This window comes from Flavobacterium xizangense (assembly GCF_054075145.1).
The window spans coordinates 105,579-125,398 of the sequence record NZ_JBSIPG010000011.1 but is presented as its reverse complement, the minus strand read 5'-3'; the positions used below and the strand labels follow the sequence as shown (position 1 = coordinate 125,398).

Annotated in this window: 8 protein-coding genes and 1 pseudogene; 8 read left to right on the top strand and 1 reads right to left on the bottom strand. The window is 34.8% G+C overall.

Annotated elements, in window-relative coordinates; all coding sequences use genetic code 11:
- Positions 1-145 precede the first annotated feature (145 nt).
- The 3 genes from ACWA1B_RS19125 (at position 146) to ACWA1B_RS19115 (ending at position 5,930) form a co-directional block, all read left to right on the top strand.
- Positions 146-4,204 (top strand): T9SS type B sorting domain-containing protein, encoded by a 4,059-nt coding sequence (locus tag ACWA1B_RS19125; RefSeq protein WP_456909697.1) that lies wholly within the window; start codon positions 146-148, stop codon positions 4,202-4,204.
- 61 nt (positions 4,205-4,265) lie between these two features.
- A complete protein-coding gene (locus tag ACWA1B_RS19120) occupies positions 4,266-5,276 on the top strand; it encodes a PorP/SprF family type IX secretion system membrane protein (RefSeq protein ID WP_456909695.1) in 1,011 nt (336 codons plus the stop codon).
- A gap of 48 nt (positions 5,277-5,324) precedes the next feature.
- Positions 5,325-5,930 (top strand): RNA polymerase sigma factor, encoded by a 606-nt coding sequence (locus ACWA1B_RS19115; protein ID WP_456909693.1) that lies wholly within the window; start codon positions 5,325-5,327, stop codon positions 5,928-5,930.
- A 956-nt stretch (positions 5,931-6,886) separates the two neighbouring features.
- On the opposite strand, the pseudogene ACWA1B_RS19110 reads toward ACWA1B_RS19115, so the two are convergent.
- Positions 6,887-7,012 (bottom strand): annotated as a pseudogene (locus ACWA1B_RS19110) (IS1 family transposase); the annotation flags it as partial.
- Between the two features lie 360 nt (positions 7,013-7,372).
- Here ACWA1B_RS19110 and ACWA1B_RS19105 point away from each other — a divergent pair.
- From ACWA1B_RS19105 to ACWA1B_RS19085, 5 genes are all read left to right on the top strand, one after another.
- The gene (locus tag ACWA1B_RS19105; protein ID WP_456909691.1) at positions 7,373-10,432 is read left to right on the top strand and encodes a sensor histidine kinase; all 3,060 of its coding nucleotides are present in this window, start codon (positions 7,373-7,375) and stop codon (positions 10,430-10,432) included.
- A 1,704-nt stretch (positions 10,433-12,136) separates the two neighbouring features.
- Complete coding sequence (locus ACWA1B_RS19100) at positions 12,137-15,580, top strand: SusC/RagA family TonB-linked outer membrane protein (RefSeq protein ID WP_456909689.1); 3,444 nt, start codon at positions 12,137-12,139, stop codon at positions 15,578-15,580.
- A gap of 15 nt (positions 15,581-15,595) precedes the next feature.
- Entirely contained in the window at positions 15,596-17,080 is a 1,485-nt protein-coding gene (locus ACWA1B_RS19095) for a RagB/SusD family nutrient uptake outer membrane protein (RefSeq protein ID WP_456909687.1), read from the top strand.
- Positions 17,081-17,097: 17 nt separating this feature from the next.
- Positions 17,098-17,952 (top strand): zinc-binding metallopeptidase, encoded by an 855-nt coding sequence (locus tag ACWA1B_RS19090; RefSeq protein ID WP_456909685.1) that lies wholly within the window; start codon positions 17,098-17,100, stop codon positions 17,950-17,952.
- Positions 17,953-17,982: 30 nt separating this feature from the next.
- Positions 17,983-19,338, top strand: a complete 1,356-nt coding sequence (locus ACWA1B_RS19085; protein WP_456909683.1) for a DUF4302 domain-containing protein — start codon at positions 17,983-17,985, stop codon at positions 19,336-19,338.
- The last annotated feature ends 482 nt before the right edge of the window (positions 19,339-19,820 follow it).

The window sequence follows — 19,820 nt, the reverse complement described above, 5'->3', positions numbered from 1 at the left end:
AATGTTCCCTTATAATACGATGCCTGGAAAGGAGAATAATTTAGTTCTAAATCCTGAATCTATACAAATGACGTCATTTTAAACTAAGAATACTGAGATGATTAATGTTAAATTTGTGTCAATAGTATATTAATTTATTAACAATATGAAATATTTTGCAGTATTATTTTTGTTTTGCAGCCTAAACTGTTTTGCACAGGGTGAAGCCAATTTTTGGTACTTTGGTCTAAAGGCCGGATTGGATTTTAACAGTGGGGCTCCGATAGTTAAAACTGACGGGCAATTGCAGACTTTCGAGGGAAATGCTACTATTAGTGATGCTTCTGGAAAACTTCTGTTCTACACAGACGGAATTACCATATACAATAAAAATCATACCGTAATGTTAAACGGAACCGGGCTGTGGGGAGATCCTTCGACAACCCAATCCGCTACTATTGTTCCAAAGCCAGGCTCAACAACGGAATTTTATGTTTTTACAATTGATGCCGAAGCAAAGCCGCACGGCTTGTCTTATTCCATTGTAGATATGAGCCTTGCCGGTGGGCTTGGAGCCGTAACGACAAGAAATGTATTTGTAAAAGCATCTATGTGCGAGAAAATATCGGTTGTCAAAAATGCAGATAAAACGGGTTTTTGGGTATTGACCCACCTTTGGAATACCAACACATTTGAAGCACGGCTGTTAACCGCTGCGGGCTTATCGGGTCCGGTAACTACCAATATAGGCGACATTGTAACCAGTACGAATTTTATAACACCTGGTGTACAAAACGTTGAAAATAGTTTAGGATACATGAAATTTTCTCCTGATGGAACAAAGGTGGCAGCTTGTAATTATGGTGATCAGGCCACCAATCAGGGAAGCTTGCAGTTATTTGATTTTAATAATGTAACTGGAACCCTGTCAAATGCTAAAACATTAATGAGCAATCAATACGGATTGTATGGATTGGAATTTTCCCCTAATGGAAAAGTTTTATACGCAACCTTAAATAAATTCGGAAAATTATACCAATTTGATTTAACTGCCCCAAATATAGCCGCATCGAGAGTAACTTTATTGGACAGTCCTACAAAGCAAAGGATTGCTGCCTTGCAATTGGCTCCAGACAAAAAGATTTATATTGCTACATTTACCGACCCATTTTTAGGTATCATTAATAACCCTAATGAGCTTGGTGCGGCTGCTAATTTAAACATAAATGGACTTGATTTGGGTACAATTTCATACGGAGGATTACCAACATTTAATCAATCTATCTTTTTTGATCCGACAATCTATTTTAAAAAAACATGTTTAGGTGATATGACTGAATTTGAATTGATTGCTGATCAGGATATTACCACCGTAACTTGGGATTTTGGAGACGGTACTCCTCCTCAAACGGTGCTTAACAATAATAAGGTAACCCACCAATTTAATACTGCTGTACCGGGAATTTATACGGTAAAAGCTACAAACGTTGTTGGCACGTATGCTACAAACGTTGTACCTGACCTAAGTGCTAGCGTCGAAATTTTTAAAACTACAGCAACGGCTCCGGTCAACAGGAGTTTTATTCAAATTTGTGATAACAATAATAATGGGCTCTTTAGATTTGATTTGACACTCAATAGTCCCCAAATATTAAACGGTCAGGATCCTGCAAAATTTACTATACGCTATTTTGAGAATGCGGCCAGATACGCGGCTAACATCAGTATAGCAGATCCTGCCAAATATACCAATTTGGTGGCTTACCAAAGCCAAACAATATATGCAGAGGTAACAAACAGCGCCAATCCTTTGTGTAAAGCTACAACCACTTTTGATATTGATGTCTTTGATTCTCCAAGTGCGGCACCGATTGCGGTCTCAAAACTTATACAATGTGATGATACATCGGTAGGCACTGCGGCAGACGGATTTGCACTTTTTGATCTGACACAAAGAAATACGGAATTGTTGAGTACACAAATCCCAAAACCGGGAACGACCTATGTTGTTTCTTTTTACTCAGACGCAGCCTTAACAAACTTAATTAATAATCCTTCAGCTTATCCCAACGTATCTAAAGCCCAAACAATTTATGCCAAAATCTATAACCAGGACAACCCTGATTGTTTTGTCCCGGCTTCCTTTACCATTGAGGTAACAGATATCCCGTTTGTTAAAGCTGCTCAATTGTATATCTGCGACACGGACAATGACGGTTTTGCCCTTTTTAATTTAGCGGATGCAAAACCTGCCATTTCAACTGATTATTTAAGCGAAACTATTGATTTCTTTGAAACTTTATCCGATGCCCAATCTGGTACCAATATGATCTCAGCAGTAAGCGCTTATTCAAATAAAAAGCAATTCAGAGATACAGAGATTTATGCCAGAACCAGTAATGGTGGGTGTTTTAATATCTCGCAGGTAACATTAAATGTTGCTTATACCAAAATCCCAGCTTCATTCAGTAGAGAATTTAGCGGTTGTGATGATGATATTTCAGGTACAAAAACGGATGGAATCAGTACTTTTGATTTTAGTAGCGTAACTGCAGAAATTGAAAATTTGTTCCCTGGTCAACTACATTTTATTACTTATTATACAAGCCAGATTGATGCAGATGCCAAGACAAATGCTATTGCAAATATCGCCAGTTTTAGAAATACCGCTTCTCCAAATCAGCAGAATATCTACGTAAGGGTCGAGAATCAGCTCAATTCAGGTTGTTATAGTACGGGAAATTTAATCACTTTAAAGGTTATTGCTTCGCCGTCGCCAACTGTTGTCTCCCCTGTAGTCTATTGTAAAGATTCAGCTGCAAGCCCCTTAACGGCAACGGGAGCAAACTTACTTTGGTACACGGCACCTACGGCTGGTCCAGGAAGTTCCTTGGCTCCGGTTCCCGATACAGCAACAGCAGGTAGTACTACGTATTACGTAAGCCAGACCATAAATGGTTGCGAAAGCGCAAGAGCAGCTGTAACGGTTACTGTTTTGCCTTTGCCTTTAGCTCCTGATGTTACAACTCCTGTAAGATATTGCCAAAACAATATGGCTAATCCGCTGACTGCCACAGGAACCTCTTTATTATGGTATAGCGCTGCAGCTGGAGGAGTTGGAAGCAACGTTTCACCCACTCCCACTACATCTACTGTTGGGTCAGTATACTATTATGTCAGCCAGAGCGTAAATGGTTGCGAAGGTCCTAGAGCAGCTATAGAAGTTATAACATCTCTTACGCCATCAGCGCCAGCAACATCTTCTCCGGTTTTATATTGTCAGGATGAAATTTCAGTTCCACTTACCGCTACAGGACTAAATTTATTATGGTACAGTTCATCTGCCGGCGGTACCGGTTCACCTAATGCACCTGTTCCCGACACAAGCAAAGCGGGAAAAGTCACCTATTATGTTAGCCAAAATAATGGCTGTGAGGGACCTCGTGCTGCTATTGAAGTTGTTGTGGATGCTGCTCCGCTGCCAATCTTGCCTGAAAAAGCTGCAATTTGTCTTGATAGTGACAGCAATACTTTGGTTTCTCCCTATACAATTACTACAGGAATGTCGGCTGCTGACTATAGTTTTCAATGGTTTAGCATTACAGATGGCAATTATACTATTATATCCGGGGCAACTTCTGATAATTATCTGGCGACTTCAGTTGGTAATTATGCAGTTATTGTCACTAATAAACGTACAGGTTGTGAATCTAAACCTGCTATCACGCAAATTGATGCATCTTATCCTCCAAAAAGCATTGAAGTTGTTGTTCCTGATTATTTTGCGAGCCCAATGACCGTTACTGTAAATGTTAAGCCGGAAGGAAATTACCAATACCGCATCGATGATGGCACTTACCAGGACAGTAATGTTTTTGACCATATCCCTTCGGGCATTCGATCAATCACAGTGCGAGAAAAAAATAATTGCGGAGAGATTACAGAGGATATATTAATAATTAACTATCCTAAATTTTTTACCCCTAATGGCGATGGGTATAATGATACTTGGAACATTTTTGATTTGCAAGATCAAAAAAACTCCATTATTGCCATTTTTGATCGATATGGAAAGCTTATAACTGAAATTACACCTGCAGGTTCAGGCTGGGACGGAACTTACAATGGTCATATGCTTCCCTCAAGTGACTATTGGTTTGTGGTACATTACACCGAGAATAATACAGAAAAGATCTTTAAATCGCATTTTTCGTTAAAAAGATAAATAAAAAATAGAGATCAAACGAGAGGTTTATCACATAGAAGCATGAATTAAAAAATACATTATGAATTGTTATCACCTAATATATTTAAAGTCTAGAATACATATTCTCATTGCGTTTTTTATGGCTTTTTGCTATAGCAGTAGCTACGGACAGGAAGGAATACCGGTTTATTTTGATTATTTATCGGATAATTATTACCTCATACATCCTTCAATGGCTGGGGCTTCAAATTGTACTAAGATTAGATTAACTGCCAGAAAGCAGTGGCTGGGTCAGCAAGATGCCCCTTCGCTTGAAACCCTAAGTTTTAATGGCAGGATAGCAGAGCGATCAGGTGCCGGAATTATTGTTTTTAATGATAAGAACGGTTACCACTCGCAAAAAGGTGTGAAGCTTACTTATGCTCATCATATCATGTTTTCAAGGGACGAGATAGATTTGAATCAGGTTTCCTTTGGTATTAGTGGAGGTACGATACAAAACCAGTTAGATGAAACGCAGTTTACCGACACTTTTGATCCTATTGTTTTTGGTTCTATTCAGAGCGATACCTATTTTAATGTTGACATAGGAGCCTCGTACAATTATATGGATTTCTATGCCCATGTAACTGTTCAAGGGCTGTTGGAAACAAGAAGAGAATTGTATACGGATTATGAGAGCGACAATGTAAGGAAGTTTTTACTCAGCGCAGGTTACGTTTTTGGCCAAAGAGAAAATTTTACATGGGAGCCTTCGGTGCTGTTTCAGCTCTACGATCAAACCAAAGAAAAATATATTGATATTAATCTTAAGACCTATAAGAATATGGATTTCGGCAGTTTGTGGCTTGGCCTGTCCTACAGAAAAGGCCTTGATGGGATGAAAGCAAACTCCAGAACCTCACAAAATTTACAATACTTCACACCCATTGTTGGGGTGAATTATAAGAATGTTATGTTTTCCTATACATATTCCCAGATAACTGGAAATGTGAAATTTGATTCAGGAGCTTATCACCAGCTTACCTTAGGTGTCAATCTATTCTGTAAAAAAGAACGATATGATTGTAGTTGTCCTGCAGTTAATTAGGTGTTATGTAATTTGAATGATATAAAAAAAATTACCAAAACTTTTATTTTGAAAATTCAGGTTGTAAATGTGAGCAAAGATAGCAATGATAGTTTTCTATGGAAAAGTATGATAGCAGGTGATGAGCTATCCTATTCGATGCTGTTTAAAAAATATTTCCCTATTGCGATGATCTATGGGAAATCTTTAATGTCAGACCACAATAAGGTGGAAGATTGTATTCAGGATGTTTTTGTAGATATATGGATTTATAGAAATTCCTTAAGTAGGGAAGTAGTTGTAAAAGCCTATCTTTTGGCAAGTGTGCGAAAAAGAATTGCCAGGCTTCATAAAAGAGAACAATTTTTTAAAAAGAGCGTGTCTATTGATTCTGTTAGCTTTTGCTTGGACTTCACGATTGAAAATGAATTAACCTCAGATAGCGAAAATGCTTTAAGGGTAAAAAAGTTAAATCAGTTGGTAAATAACTTGCCAAACCGCCAGAAAGAAGCCTTGTATTTGCGTTACCATCAGGGTCTAAGTGTCGAACAAACAGCAGTAATTTTGGATATTAATTATCAATCGGCTACTAATCTTTTGCATCGATCCTTGCTAAAACTGCGTAATGGAAGCAAAAAAATAAAGCAGTCCGCATACAAGGCAAGCCCACATTGAAGAGTTTGTTTTATTGCTTTTTTTCTTATACTTCAATTAATTATTCTTTAAAAACTTTTCCCGCTATCCGTTTCAATCTTTTGTTCCGAACCCCTGTGCAAAAGGATTTCGTTTCTAGTGGCGCTATGGTTGCGCAAGTGCCCTGCTATGCATCGGGGAACTGATATTCGAAGCCTACTGTCCAAATTCTGATCATATTAATTCTTTGTTTAGCTTTAAATATTAAATGCGGCAATGCTCTCGATAAGCTATTATTACTGATTAAAAAAAATAAACAGGTTTTGTGGTTGAAGGAATAGAAAATCTATGGAAAACTTAATAACAGTGCCTTTAACTTTTGAAGGTTCCAAATTTTTTATAATGATGTAATAAAACATAGCATACTTAGGCTTTTTAGTAACAAATTGGCAAGGTATAATGAAACAATGGCCCCATTTGTCTTCAATTGGACTATTTGCTGACATTTACAGGAGAAATTTTTATACATTTTATGGAAGATTTAAAGTGTTTAAGATTTTAATTAATCTCGGATTTTAATAAGCTTCGAGACGAAACCGTCACTCTACGTTAACTTGATACGCGATGCATAAGCCAGATCAAAGATCATGAAGCCAGAATTTCAGATGCAAGAGATCTTCTGGCAACAAAATAGATAGATGAACCTCCTTTTACTGGCCAAAACAAAAATAAAATCAATCTGAAAGAAAGAAGGCGACCTGCTAATTTAAATTTGTTTGGAAACAGAAATAAGGCAAGAAACAGAACCAAAAACAAAAATATTCCAATAAATGCCGCTATTTCTAAAAAGATGTATTCTCATATAGTTTTTTAACTTAGTTGCAATTTAAAATTTAAATAGGAAAGGCTAAAGAAGTATATAAATGATTTTGTTAAATCTTTACCTGCTAAATGAAAATATTTAAAAACAGGATATTGGGGATAGACTTACTGTTTTATTCTGCTAATTTTAAAGTATCCAGAACAAGGCTCAATGTTTTGTTGGTTCGCCTTCCAACTTTAAAGCTTATAATGGTTTTAGAATTCTTTTCCAATGCATAAACCAGCCAGATATAATTTTTCTTACTATAGTTTTTCGTTCTCCCGTTTTTAATTACCTGATTCTATTTATATTTTGGACAATTTGCATCATCACCAACTCTGGAACACTATGTCGGTTTTTTAGCCATTTTTGCTTATTTATGGCAACATTAAACAAAATAGATCAGTATTACGGCTCATCATTAAGATATTTATTTATAAAATCAACTCAAAATCAAAACATTAGGAATCTAAAATCTCTTATCACTAACTTTGAAACACTGCCAAAAATTTTACAGTTTTTATGGAACTTATTGCCAAGTGTTTACTACTTTTAAAAATCGTCAAAAGCAACACAATACGTCTTTTTGTGCAAATGTCAAATTTTAATTTTTCAGTGATAAATGAGAACTATATTTTTTCGTGTAAATCTTTTGCTAATTTTTTTTTCTATTCAGGTTTTCGGACAAAACTATACAACGAAACAACTTGAACTGGCAGATGAGTTAAAAAAATATTCCATAACCAGTCAGCCTTTCATTGATAAAGATGGTTTTGTATGGTATGCTATAAATGCTGAAGGAACATTTATTAAGGATGATGGAATGAATATCGTTAAATTTACTAGCAAGGGCACTGATGAAAATCTCCTTTCCAGTACCGCGATCAATATCAATAGCTGGATTCAGGATGGGAATGGGAATGTCTGGGCGATTAATCTTCTGGGAGCCTACATTATTAATCCAAAAACTTTTAATGTCAGACATATTAAATGGCCATCAAAACATGAGATCCGAAGTAATAAAGACGTCAACTCGATCATAGATAAGAAAAATAATATATGGATTAGCACTGGTGAAAATTTTGTTATAAAAATCGATAAAAATTGTAATCAAAAGATATTCCTATCTCCTGAGCTTCCAGAGGAAGCAAAATATATAAAAGAAAAAAATGCCACTATTAATGCCGAAAATCTTCCTTTAAAAGTAGTAAAAGAACTAGATCAAGGAAAAATATTAGTAAAATCGCGTTGGAAACTATATTTGATAGATGAAAAAGGCATACACTTTGTTTTCAACTTTAAAGAAGACAGTTCTAAATTGCACTTTAGCGACGATGGAAAAATTTTTAAAAGCCATTCCAGTGGTACTGTTCTTTTTGATGGTAAAAAGTACGGTTATACCTATTTAAAGGATCTAAATGTGCAAATGTTTGATTGTCCCTATGATAATTTTGTATATAAAGATGGAAATTTTTTTACAGCCCAAATTAATAAAATTTATATCAGCAAATTTAATAAGGAGAAAATAGCATTTACAACTACCGGTACTTGGAAGCTAATGAGCGGAAGAACTATTCAAAATAACTACTTGACCATGGATTCCAATGGCATCGTCTGGTATTCGAATACTTCCAAACTAATACTGCTGAAATCTACAGATGAAAGATTTAAGAAATACTTGTATTTTAAGAAATCACCAATTATAGCTACAGGAATAGTTTCCGATGTTTTAGGAAATTTGTATGTAAGTACTGTTTCTGGACTCTTTAAACTAAGTGCTGACAAGATGCGTTTATTAAAGATTTATGATCCATCACATCCTGGCAGTATTTATAATTCTATGTTGATAGATCAGGACAATACTTTATGGGCCGTTGGTGAAGGGGCTTTTGTAGCATCAATTAATTTACGTACAAATGTAATCAAAACCAGAAAATACGGGGATAAATGGAAATTTCAGTCTTTGTTTCTCAAATCAAAATCCAAAGATTCACTGTGGCTAGGATCTGATAATGGGTTGTTCATTTTGTATAAAAAAACTGGAAAATTATTTCGATACAAGCTGGACAATATTAATTCTGACAATTTAATTGTCTATGACCTTCTACAATCCAGCAACGGCAATTTATGGATAGCTACAAATAAAGGTTTGTACTTTAAAAGCAAAGGGAAGAAATTTATAGACTTCAAGGTCAAAAATTCTTTTTTTTCCAATAGGATTATCTTTGTGCTGCACGAGGATAAAAATAAAAATATCTGGTTTGGAACCAATAATTCAGGGGTTGCCTGTTTAAATTTAAAGACCCAAAAAATAAAAATTTATGACAAATTAAGTGGATTGTCCAATAATACTGTTTGTGGCATATTAGAAACAGATAAACAATTTTGGTTCTCAACCTCCTCTGGATTATCGGTTCTTTATAAAAATGAAATGAAATTTAATAATTATTATGTACAGCATGGACTGCCCGATGATGAGTTTAATGTTGGTTCATTTTATAAAAAAAATGACAGCTGTTTTTATTTCGGAGGCTTAAAGGGAATTACTGGATTAAATCCTAAAAAATTCAATTTTAAAAAAAGAGATACTAAAATTTTTATCTCCAAAACACAATACTTTTCTGTAAAGAAAAATAGAAATGTAATTGATTATATAAACGAAAATAGGAATATTGTACTACCTCACGATAAAAATTATTTTTCACTTGAGTTCGTTACCGATGACTTGTATAATAATCTTGAAAACACTTACTTTTATCGTGTCCAGGGATTAACAGATGGATGGGTAAATCTCGGAGGGGCAGGCATCGTTAAATTAATTAATCTGCCAGCAGGGAAATTTGTTTTAGAACTTAAAGTCAAGGATCTTTATGGGGCTGAAGTTGCGACTCAAATTAAAATAAATATACTTGTTGAACAGATTTTTTACAAGACCCCTTATTTTATTGGTTTTATATTTTTATTAGTAAGTGCATTTGTAGTTTATGTATTTAAAAGAAAAACCAGAAAACAGAAAAAGATTTTTGAAAGGGAAAAGGAAATAATTATTTTAAAATCAGCTGCATTAAAAGCCCAAATGAATCCTCATTTTGTTTTTAATATTTTGAATAATATGCAGAGTATCATGATTTTGAAAGGGGAAGAAGAAGCGAATAAATATTTTGGTGCATTTTCACGACTACTCCGCTTAACATTAGATATGTCTAAACAGGAATTAGTTTCTTTGAAAGATGAGTTAGATTATATCAACTACTATCTATTGCTTAGTAATCTTCAGCTAAATGGAGAATTGAATTTTTCGATTCTTATTGATGAGGCTGAAGTGAATAAAGAAAAAATATTCATACCAGGAATGTTAATTCAGCCATTTGTGGAAAATGCAATTATTCATGGCTTAAGCCCAAAAGTAGGTGAGAAAGTGCTACAGATTAGATGTTTTATTGAAGATAGTTTTTGCGTCGTTAAAGTTATAGACAATGGCATAGGAAGAGAAGCCGCTTCAAGGTTGATAAAAAATAGGGAGTTTGTCTATAAGTCCTGGTCCACAACCATTGTTAAAGAGAGAATAGACATTATAAACGCCTCATCTAATATTGCGAAGGTTATTTTGGATATTGAAGATCTGAAGACCAAAGATGTGTCTTTGGGAACTGCTGTCACTATAAAGTTTAAGATCAAATAATGCGAAATTTTAAGATGATAGTTTTTTAATAAATATATTTTTGGGTTGTAATAATTGGGTATACCTACTGAGACATGACAGAGCAGGACGCGATTGATTATATTTTGCATTAAACGTCAGTGGAAAATATTTGGCAGTGTTTCAGAGTTAGTGATTCGAGATTCTAACTTTGCTACCTAATGAAATAGAGTAATTGTTAGCTAAAAGTAATCTGAAGATGAGCAGTAATACACATCATTTTGTTTTAATAATGCCTTAAAAGAATTAAAAGTGTATAAAACAATTCGTATATCATTGTTTCTTTTTGCTTGATATTGAATATTTTAAGCAGAATAATGGCGAAAATGGTCAAATTGACCACTGCTTTCGGATCAAATTGACCACCCTTTTTCAATTTAAAGTGAATCACCTTGCTTTGGTTCAAATTCACCAGAACGGGCACGTTGAGTCAAGCCAGGAGAAAAACTACTACAGCATTCCCTATTAATATTTAAAGAAAAAAGTAAAGCCGCTGTTTTACAAACCCTGCCGTTTAAATATACTTCAAATACAATCCCATAGCCATTCGTGTCAGAAATACAAAGCCCAGCATCTATACCGCAAATCCTGAATATCGGGCAAACACACATCAGTTTATAGCCCTGTGGAGTGCTTAAGGTTTATTGACTGGGCAAATAGTAATGATCCGGCAGCAGGAGGATATATCATACAGATAATAAAGAGAAGAAACCGTCCCGAACAGGACTATAAAAGCTGTCTCGGCCTATTATCTTTTGAGAAGAGAGTAGGTACAGAAAGATTAGCAAATGCCTGTGAATGTGCTATGAACTTTAAGATTTATAATTTTAAAACCATACAGGCATATTGGAAAACAGTCTGGATAGGATACCTATGGAACACGAAAAGGAAGAAGATCAGGATCTTCCTGAACCATGGAGAATCAATTAGAAAGAAAAAAAGCAAAACCAAGGAATAATTATTTTTCTGTATTTGAAACAATAATTAACACAAAAAAAGGAGTTCTTAAAGATACCCACTCTGCACCGAAATGAGCTGGTCAGCTTAAACCAAAAACAAATAGTCAACATCACTGAGTTTTATAGCCTTTAGCAATTAAAGAACAATTCATTTCCGGAAAAGATTTCTCCTTTCCTGCGGACAATATACCTAAAAAAGTTGTGTACGGTCAGAAAAAACAAATTCGTGTTCATTTTTACCGATTAATGATATTAATCAAAAAATCTCAATTTCTTTCAAAATATTTTACGATGAGTCGCAAGAACCTTCTAAAATCAAAGCTTTAGGAAATACTTTATCCGTTTTATTAAACTGCAGGTGATGAAAGCCTAATCGTAGTATTCTAATTGGAACCATCCAAGACCGCTGTTAGTGAAAAATTACGTTAACCAGCCCATTATCCCTTTAAGTTATATTATCTGACCGTTAACTACTTTTCAATATGCAAAATACGGTTAAGCGATTAGTTTTACAGTTAATTTAACATTTGATTATTTAATTGTTAAAAAAAACTTATTTCGATTAAGTGGAAGAGATGATCATAAAAGAATGCATATGAAAAAATTGCGGATTTAAAAAATGAATTTGACTGCGGTCTTGCAATCAAGCAATCGAAAATAATTCTCATTTAATGAAAATTACTTTTTGATTTGAAGATAAATTAATAAAAATCAAAACAGCCAAAGTATGAAAAACCAAGCAGCAAAAAAAAAGCGATTATTCTATCGAAATTTAAAAATAATATTATTCCAGCTGGTCTTAGCAATTGCATTCTCAAGTTTTGCAGTTCCCACTAAAACACACAACCTAAAAAAGCTGGTTAGTAAATCAAATGCAGGCCCTATTATCAAAGGAAGAGTGACAGACCATGTTGGCAATCCGCTTCCAGGCGCAACAGTAACTGTAAAAGGAACAAAAGTGATAGTATTGACGGATTTTGACGGAAATTTCGTTTTGGAAGTTCCCACAAATGCAACTCGTTTAGTTATTTCATATGTCGGTATGGAATCTAAAGAGATTGGAATAGAAAATACTACACCGACTATTGTTTTAACAGAAGCTGGTCAAAATCTTAAAGAGGTAGTAATTACAACTGGATACGAAAAAACTTCAAAAAGAACATTTACAGGAGCAATCAGTAAAATTTCAGGGGCTGAATTAAAAGTAGACGGGGTAGTAGACGTAAGTAGAATGATTGAAGGAAAAGCTGCCGGGGTTACAGTACAAAATGTAACAGGTACTTTTGGTTCTACTCCAAAAATTACAGTTCGTGGATCATCCTCAATCTTTGGAGATACAAAACCATTATGGGTTATTGACGGAGTTGTTCAGGAAGATATCATCAATATTACTTTTGCAGATTTAGCATCAGGAAACTCTGCGACATTATTGAGTTCTGCTGTCGCAGGATTAAATGCTAATGACATTCAAAGTATTGAAGTTCTAAAAGATGCTTCGGCTACTTCTATCTATGGTTCAAGATCATTAAATGGAGTTGTGGTTGTAACCACAAAACAAGGACGCAGAGATTCTCCCTTAAAAATAAACTATACCGTTGAAAATACAGTTAGAACAGTACCAAGCTATACTCAGTATGATGTGTTAAATTCTCAGGAATCTATGAGTATCTTTCAGGAAATGAGAGCAAAAGGATATTTAGACATAAGTTCTAGCTACACAAGCAGATTTGGCGGGGTTTACAATATTCTGGCTAAAGAAATAAACCGTTACTCAGAGACCGGAGGGCAATTTGGAATTAAAAATGAACAGCCATATATTAATGAATTTTTGAAGAAATACGAATTGGTAAATACCAATTGGTTTAAGGTTTTATTTAGACCATCTCTTACTCAAAATCATTCATTAAGTTTTTCTGGTGGAGGAAAAAACAATACATTTTATGCTTCTTTAGGATATTATACCGATCCGGGATGGACTTTGGCTGATAATGTAAAACAATTATCCTCTAACATTAAAGGTACATTTTATATCAATGACAGATTAAATATTACATTATCGACACTTGCTTCTGCACGTGATCAGCAAGCTCCTGGAACTTATGAAAGCAAAGATGATGTTGTTTTTGGTAAAGTAACTAGAGATTTTGATATCAACCCGTTCAATTATGTATTGAGTACAAGCAGAACACTTAGGCCTTATGATGATAATGGAAATTTAGAATATTATCAAAATAACTGGGCTCCAATGAACATTCTCAATGAGTTAGAAAACAATGTTCTTGAAATTAAAGTAAAAGATATTCGTTTTCAAGCTGATTTAGATTATAAGATCAATAAAAACCTGACTTATAACTTTACTGGTTCGGCGCGTTATGCAAATACATCAAGAGAACATAAAATTTATGAAGGTTCGAATGTTGTCGGCGCTTATAATGCAGGTGTGGGAGATAATCCAAATACTCAGATTCAGACCGCCAACGTGTTTTTATACCAAAATCCTAATGATTTAACCGCTCCAAAAATTTCTGTATTGCCAAATGGAGGATTCTTAAGGAAATTCACTAATGATATGACTTCATATAACATTAGGAACAGTATTACTTATAGGAATGTAATCAATGAAAAACACGAGCTTGAAGGGTTCTTTGGTACTGAAATTAGATCTTTAGATAGAAATAATGACAATTTTACTGCGGTTGGAATTCAATATGAAAAAGGACTTACTTCATTCATTGATCCCAAAATAATTGAAAAGATTGTTAATGGAGGGGATTCTTACTACGAATTTGCAGCAGAAAGAGAGCGTACGGTTGGTTTCTTTGGTAAGATTGGATATACGTACAATCGTCGTTATACAGGATCTATTACTGGTCGTTATGATGGGTCTAACAGACAAGGAGACAAAGGTTCTTCGAAATGGCTTCCCACCTACACATTTAGCGGCAAATGGAATATTAAAGAAGAGGAATTTATGAAAGATCTTGAATCTGTTAATACTTTAGCTCTTAGGGCTTCTTACGGTTTAACAGCTACTGCCGGGCCAGCGACGAATTCTTTGGCTATTTATAAGAGTTTTGTAACGGATCGTTTTAATCTAACAGATAGAGAAAACGCAATTGGTATTCAGGATTTACAAAATAAAGATTTGACATGGGAAAAACAGTTTGAGACCAACATTGGATTAGACCTTGGAATGTTTAACAACAGGGTACAGCTTACAACTGATGTTTATCAGCGTAAAGCATTTGATCTGATCGACTTTGTGATTACCTCGGGAGTCGGTGGACAGGAAGTGAAACAAGGCAATAATGCAGATATGGAAACTAAAGGTATTGAGCTTGGAGTAACAACTCAAAATATTGTTTCCAAGGATTTTAAATGGTCTACGACATTAAACTTTTCTGTCTATGACCAAAAAATTGCCAAGCTTTCAAACAAGCCAGCTGTTTTTGATTTAATTGCCGCTAACGGAGGGAATACTGTGGGACATCCTAGAAACTCTTTATACTCCTATCAGTTTACAGGACTAAATTCAGAAGGACTTCCAACTTTTAAATTGCAAGATGGTGCAGAGAACAATATCACTAAGGCCAATTTTCAGGACACCAATGATGTTATGAATTACCTTAAATACGAGGGATCTGTTGAGCCAAATAAATCTGTTGGTCTAGCAAACACATTTACTTATAAAAACTGGTCATTGTATGTTTTCGTTGTAGGTTCAGGAGGAAACAAAGTAAGATTAAATCCTGCTTATAGCAATGAATACAACGATCAAACAGTCTTCACAAAGGAATTCGCAAATAGATGGATCAGCCCTGGAGATGAAAAGTATACCAATGTTCCTGTTATTGCAGATAGACTCTTAAATAGAAATTATGGTGTTGATGACCTTCAAATTGCTTACAATACTTATAACTTCTCCGATGTTAGAATTGCAAGCGGTGATTTTGTGAGATTGAAAAATATTTCATTAGGATGGGAGTTTCCAAGTGATTATAAGAGAAAACTAGGGTTAAGCACATTTAATTTGAAAGCATCAGCAGTTAATCCTTGGCTGATCTATTCAGACAGGAAATTAAACGGACAAGATCCGGAGTTTCGTAATACAGGAGGTGTAGCTTTCCCCATCACGTCACAATATACTTTTACCATAAACCTTGCTTTTTAATAATAAATATTGATTATGAAAAATATAAAAATAACACTGTCATTATTAGTACTTATTGGATTTAGCAGCTGTGATGATTTTCTTTCGGAAGTGCCAGATAACAGAACAATGATAGATACACCGGAGAAAATTTCAGAATTGTTGGTCATGGCTTATCCAAATAGAAGCTATTTTGCTATTGCGGAAACAATGTCAGACAATGTTTTTGATAGCGGTTTGCAATCATCAAATTTAGATAATGAACAAAGCTATAACTGGGAAATGCAGACCCAGATTGGATTGGATACAGAAAATGCATTCTGGAACGGATCTTATGAAGCTATTGCAGCAGCAAATCAGGCACTTGATGCAATTGATAAATTAGGAAATCCAACTCCGTTAAATCCACAAAAAGGGGAGGCTTTAATTGCAAGGGCGTACAATCATTTTATGCTGGTTTCATTCTGGGCTAATAGATATAATCCTGCCACCGCCGCGACAGATCTTGGTGTGCCATATATTAGAGAGCCAGAAGGGGCTTTGTTGGTAAAATATAAACGTAACACTGTAAAAGAGGTCTTTGATTTTATTGAAGAAGATCTTATTGAGGGGTTGAAATATGTTACTAATAATTACAAAGAACCTAAATATCATTTTAACATTGAAGCTTCTAAAGCTTTTGCAAGCCGTTTTTATTTGATAAAAGGGGATTGGGATAAAGTAATAGAATATACCGAAGGATTAGGTTCTAAACCAACAAAAATTAGAAACTATTCAACTTTTAATGCAGCAGCTTATGCGCAAAGACCACTTGAATACTCTAAAGCAGAGCAGGATACAAATTTATTGATTTCTTACCCTAATTCAATAGCAAACAGAGGATATTCTTACAGATTTGCCCTTGCAGGAAACAGGTCAGATGAAATCTTGGGCATACCAACAAACATGTGGGGTAAAGCCCAGTTAATTATTGCTTCGGGCCAATATATGGGAGGTATAAATGTATTGGTTCCAAAACTTTACGAATATTTTAAGTACACAAATTTAACAGCGGGTATTGGAGAACCCTATACAGCTTGCGTTTTATTCAGTGCTGACGAAATGTATTTAAACAGAATTGAAGCATTGGTAATGAAAAACAGAATGGCAGAAGTGAATACCGAATTAGGATACTTTTTAGGGACAAGAACAAGCGGCTACAATGCAGCGACAGATATTTTGGATGAAGAGAAAGTTACTGCCAAATATCCGGCAGTTTCCAATGAGTTTACACCATTCTATACCTTAAGCCCGGTCCAGACTTCTTATATTAAGGCTATTGCAGAGGCACGTAGGAGGGATTTTATACGCGAAGGACTTAGATGGTTTGATATTAAACGTTTTAACCTTGTTGTTGAACATAATACGTTAGAATTTGGAAAAGTGGTTAGAAATAACATTCTGGAAAAAGATGACGCTCGAAGGGCGTTACAAATTCCACTTAGAGCTTCAGACAATGGTATTGAAAAAAATCCTAGATAATTTTAATTAGAAGTATTATGAAAATAGTAAAGACAAAGGCATTTATAATGGCAGGAGCTATACTCCTTGCATCCTGTACTCACGAAGAGCAGCCAAAAGAAAGTAATTTAGATTTCTCTACACCTTTAAAAACGGAATTAGATAATTGGATAAGTGTAAATTTCCTTGATCCGTATAATATTTCGGTCAGCTACGAATGGAATCAAAATTTAGTTGACAATAACAGATATCTCTTTCCTCCAAAAATTGATAAAGTACAGCCTGCGATGGATGTGGTTAAGAAAATCTGGATTGATAGTTATACAAAAGTCGGCGGTGAAAATTTTGTTAAAAAAATTGCACCAAGAGAGTTCGTACTTGTTGGGGGTATTAATCTTAACACAAATGGTACCGTAACATTAGGACTTGCAGATGCAGGACAAAAGGTAACTCTCTTTCAGATAGATCAGCTAAATAAAAAGGACAGAGCGGATGTATCACAATTTATTCATACAATTCAGCACGAGTATGTTCACATCTTAAACCAGACAAAACCTTTCGATGAGCAAGCGTGGTCAAAACTGACCCCTACAGGATATACTTCTAGCTGGTATGTGGAAGCTACCGCTACTTCAAGAGCTTTAGGTTTCTTGACAAGTTATGCGAGATTAAATATATATGAAGATTTCGCAGAAACTGCCTCCACAATCTTAACAAGCTCAAAAGCTGAATATGATGAAATTTTACAAAGCATAACTGATGCTAATGCCAAAGCCAATATAAAAGCGAAAGAAGCGCTTGTAGTTAAATATTACAAAGATGCTTTTAATATAGACTTTTACGCATTAAGAGACGAAGCCCAAAAAAATACCGATGCTGTAATAAACGATTAAGGACAGTAAAATTTTATAAAAATCAACATTATGAAAGTAAAAAATATATACAAGTGCTCGATGATCGCTTTTGCAGCTTTGCTTTTAGGATCATGTTCAAGCCCGGAAGCCGATACCAAATTTGATCAAAATGCTACAGGCCGATTAAGCGGGCGACAAAAGGAATTAAACGATCTGCTTCTTTCATCTGCAGAGGGATGGAAGGCAGTTTACTATACTGATAGCACACAATTAGGAGGATGGACACATCTGTTTAAATTTTTACCGGAAGGGAAAGTGGAGATGGCATCAGACTTTACTGATGGTATTGGAACAGATACAAAAAAATATACAAGTCAGTATGAAATTCAATTAGGCAGTACTGTAAGTTTAGTGTTTTCAACAGGCAATAGAATTCATCTTTTATCTGATGCGGCTAATTATCCGACAGCAGCGCTTTTTGGTAAAGGATATTTAGGTGATTTTCAATTCTTCTATTACGGACAAGAAAAAGGGGAAATCATTTTTAGAACAAATAGAAATAGACACGAATTGCGATTTAAAAAAGCAACTGGTGCTGATTGGACAGATTTAGAAAAAAATGTTCCTATGATTGATGCTATAACCGGAACTGAAACAAGCCCATTATTCAGATTGTTAGAAATAAATGACGGTTCAACGGTTAAGAATTTTGAATTTAGTTATAATGCGAAAGCTCGCTTTGGTGTGGGAACATCTTTGGATCCGACGGTGAGAGATAGTTATAATGTTGCACTTTCATTTACTCCAACAGGAGCGGTATCAAAACCTGGTATCGAAATTAAAGATCAAAAGCTTTCAAATTTTATTTATAATGCTGTGGCTGATAGTTTTATTGCAACAGGGACAGGTGGAGTTAGTGCTACAATAAAGTATACCAATACACCTCCAAGACCCACAGACGATTATAACATATTGCTGCCGGGAAAAGTTTATTCCAGATTTGGCTATTATCCTGACGATTACACAGCTAATGCATCTACGAATTCAAAATTATTTCAAGCCGAAATAGATAAAATTAATGCAAATTTACCTGATGGGCAATACATTACTTCTGTGCAGTTATATCTAAATCATTCAAGGGGTAATTTTATTTATTACACTTTTGAGGGCAGGGGAGCCTTACTGCATTTTGTTGATGTGCAGGAGGATGCCGCAAACAAAAAAATTATTTTAAATCATAAGTCATGGAACCAAGATACAACTGTTGCGACCCCTGTATTCCTTGCTGGATTTGATAAAAACCTGATGGATCCTAATGGACTATACGTCAAAAAAGAAGATTTTAAACTAGGATATTCAAATACCGTCTATACTTTTACGAGTTCTTCAAGTCCATTTAGAATGACTACCTGGCAGCTAAACTAATAATTTTATTTAGAGCGATCTTACGAAAATGCAGCCCGCCTTCAGGGCTGCTTTTTTATATTCAACAGTAATGTTGAAAATTGGGGTAATAAAAGCTTGGACGGTCTTAAACTTTTGTGGAAAAAGGGTAGCCACTTCAGATGATTAATATTAAGTAATACTTATTGGAAGATTTTGAACTATAACTTAGGAATAGTTATTATATTTGAATTAATTGTATCTAATAATTTCTGAAAGTTAATTTCAAGTTTGATTTTCCATCTTTCTAACAATTGCATATTCTTACCTTCAAAAGTCAGAGTTTATAATAAGATTATCATAGTTACGATTCGTTTGGGATCCTAAAAAAAATTTCATAGGCTCCAATTTTGTTTTTTGCAATAGAAGCAAATCTGCCAGCGCCATCATAATTTTATGTAAATTATGGTTTTAGGTATGATAGCAGATTCTGCACTATTTTTGATTTTTTTAATTAAAAAGTG

Coding starts and splice junctions, on each gene's coding strand:
- ACWA1B_RS19125 (WP_456909697.1), top strand. CDS start 146: ATGAAATATTTTGCAGTATTATTTTTGTTTTGCAGCCTAAACTGTTTT.
- ACWA1B_RS19120 (WP_456909695.1), top strand. CDS start 4,266: ATGAATTGTTATCACCTAATATATTTAAAGTCTAGAATACATATTCTC.
- ACWA1B_RS19105 (WP_456909691.1), top strand. CDS start 7,373: ATGAGAACTATATTTTTTCGTGTAAATCTTTTGCTAATTTTTTTTTCT.
- ACWA1B_RS19100 (WP_456909689.1), top strand. CDS start 12,137: ATGAAAAACCAAGCAGCAAAAAAAAAGCGATTATTCTATCGAAATTTA.
- ACWA1B_RS19095 (WP_456909687.1), top strand. CDS start 15,596: ATGAAAAATATAAAAATAACACTGTCATTATTAGTACTTATTGGATTT.
- ACWA1B_RS19090 (WP_456909685.1), top strand. CDS start 17,098: ATGAAAATAGTAAAGACAAAGGCATTTATAATGGCAGGAGCTATACTC.
- ACWA1B_RS19085 (WP_456909683.1), top strand. CDS start 17,983: ATGAAAGTAAAAAATATATACAAGTGCTCGATGATCGCTTTTGCAGCT.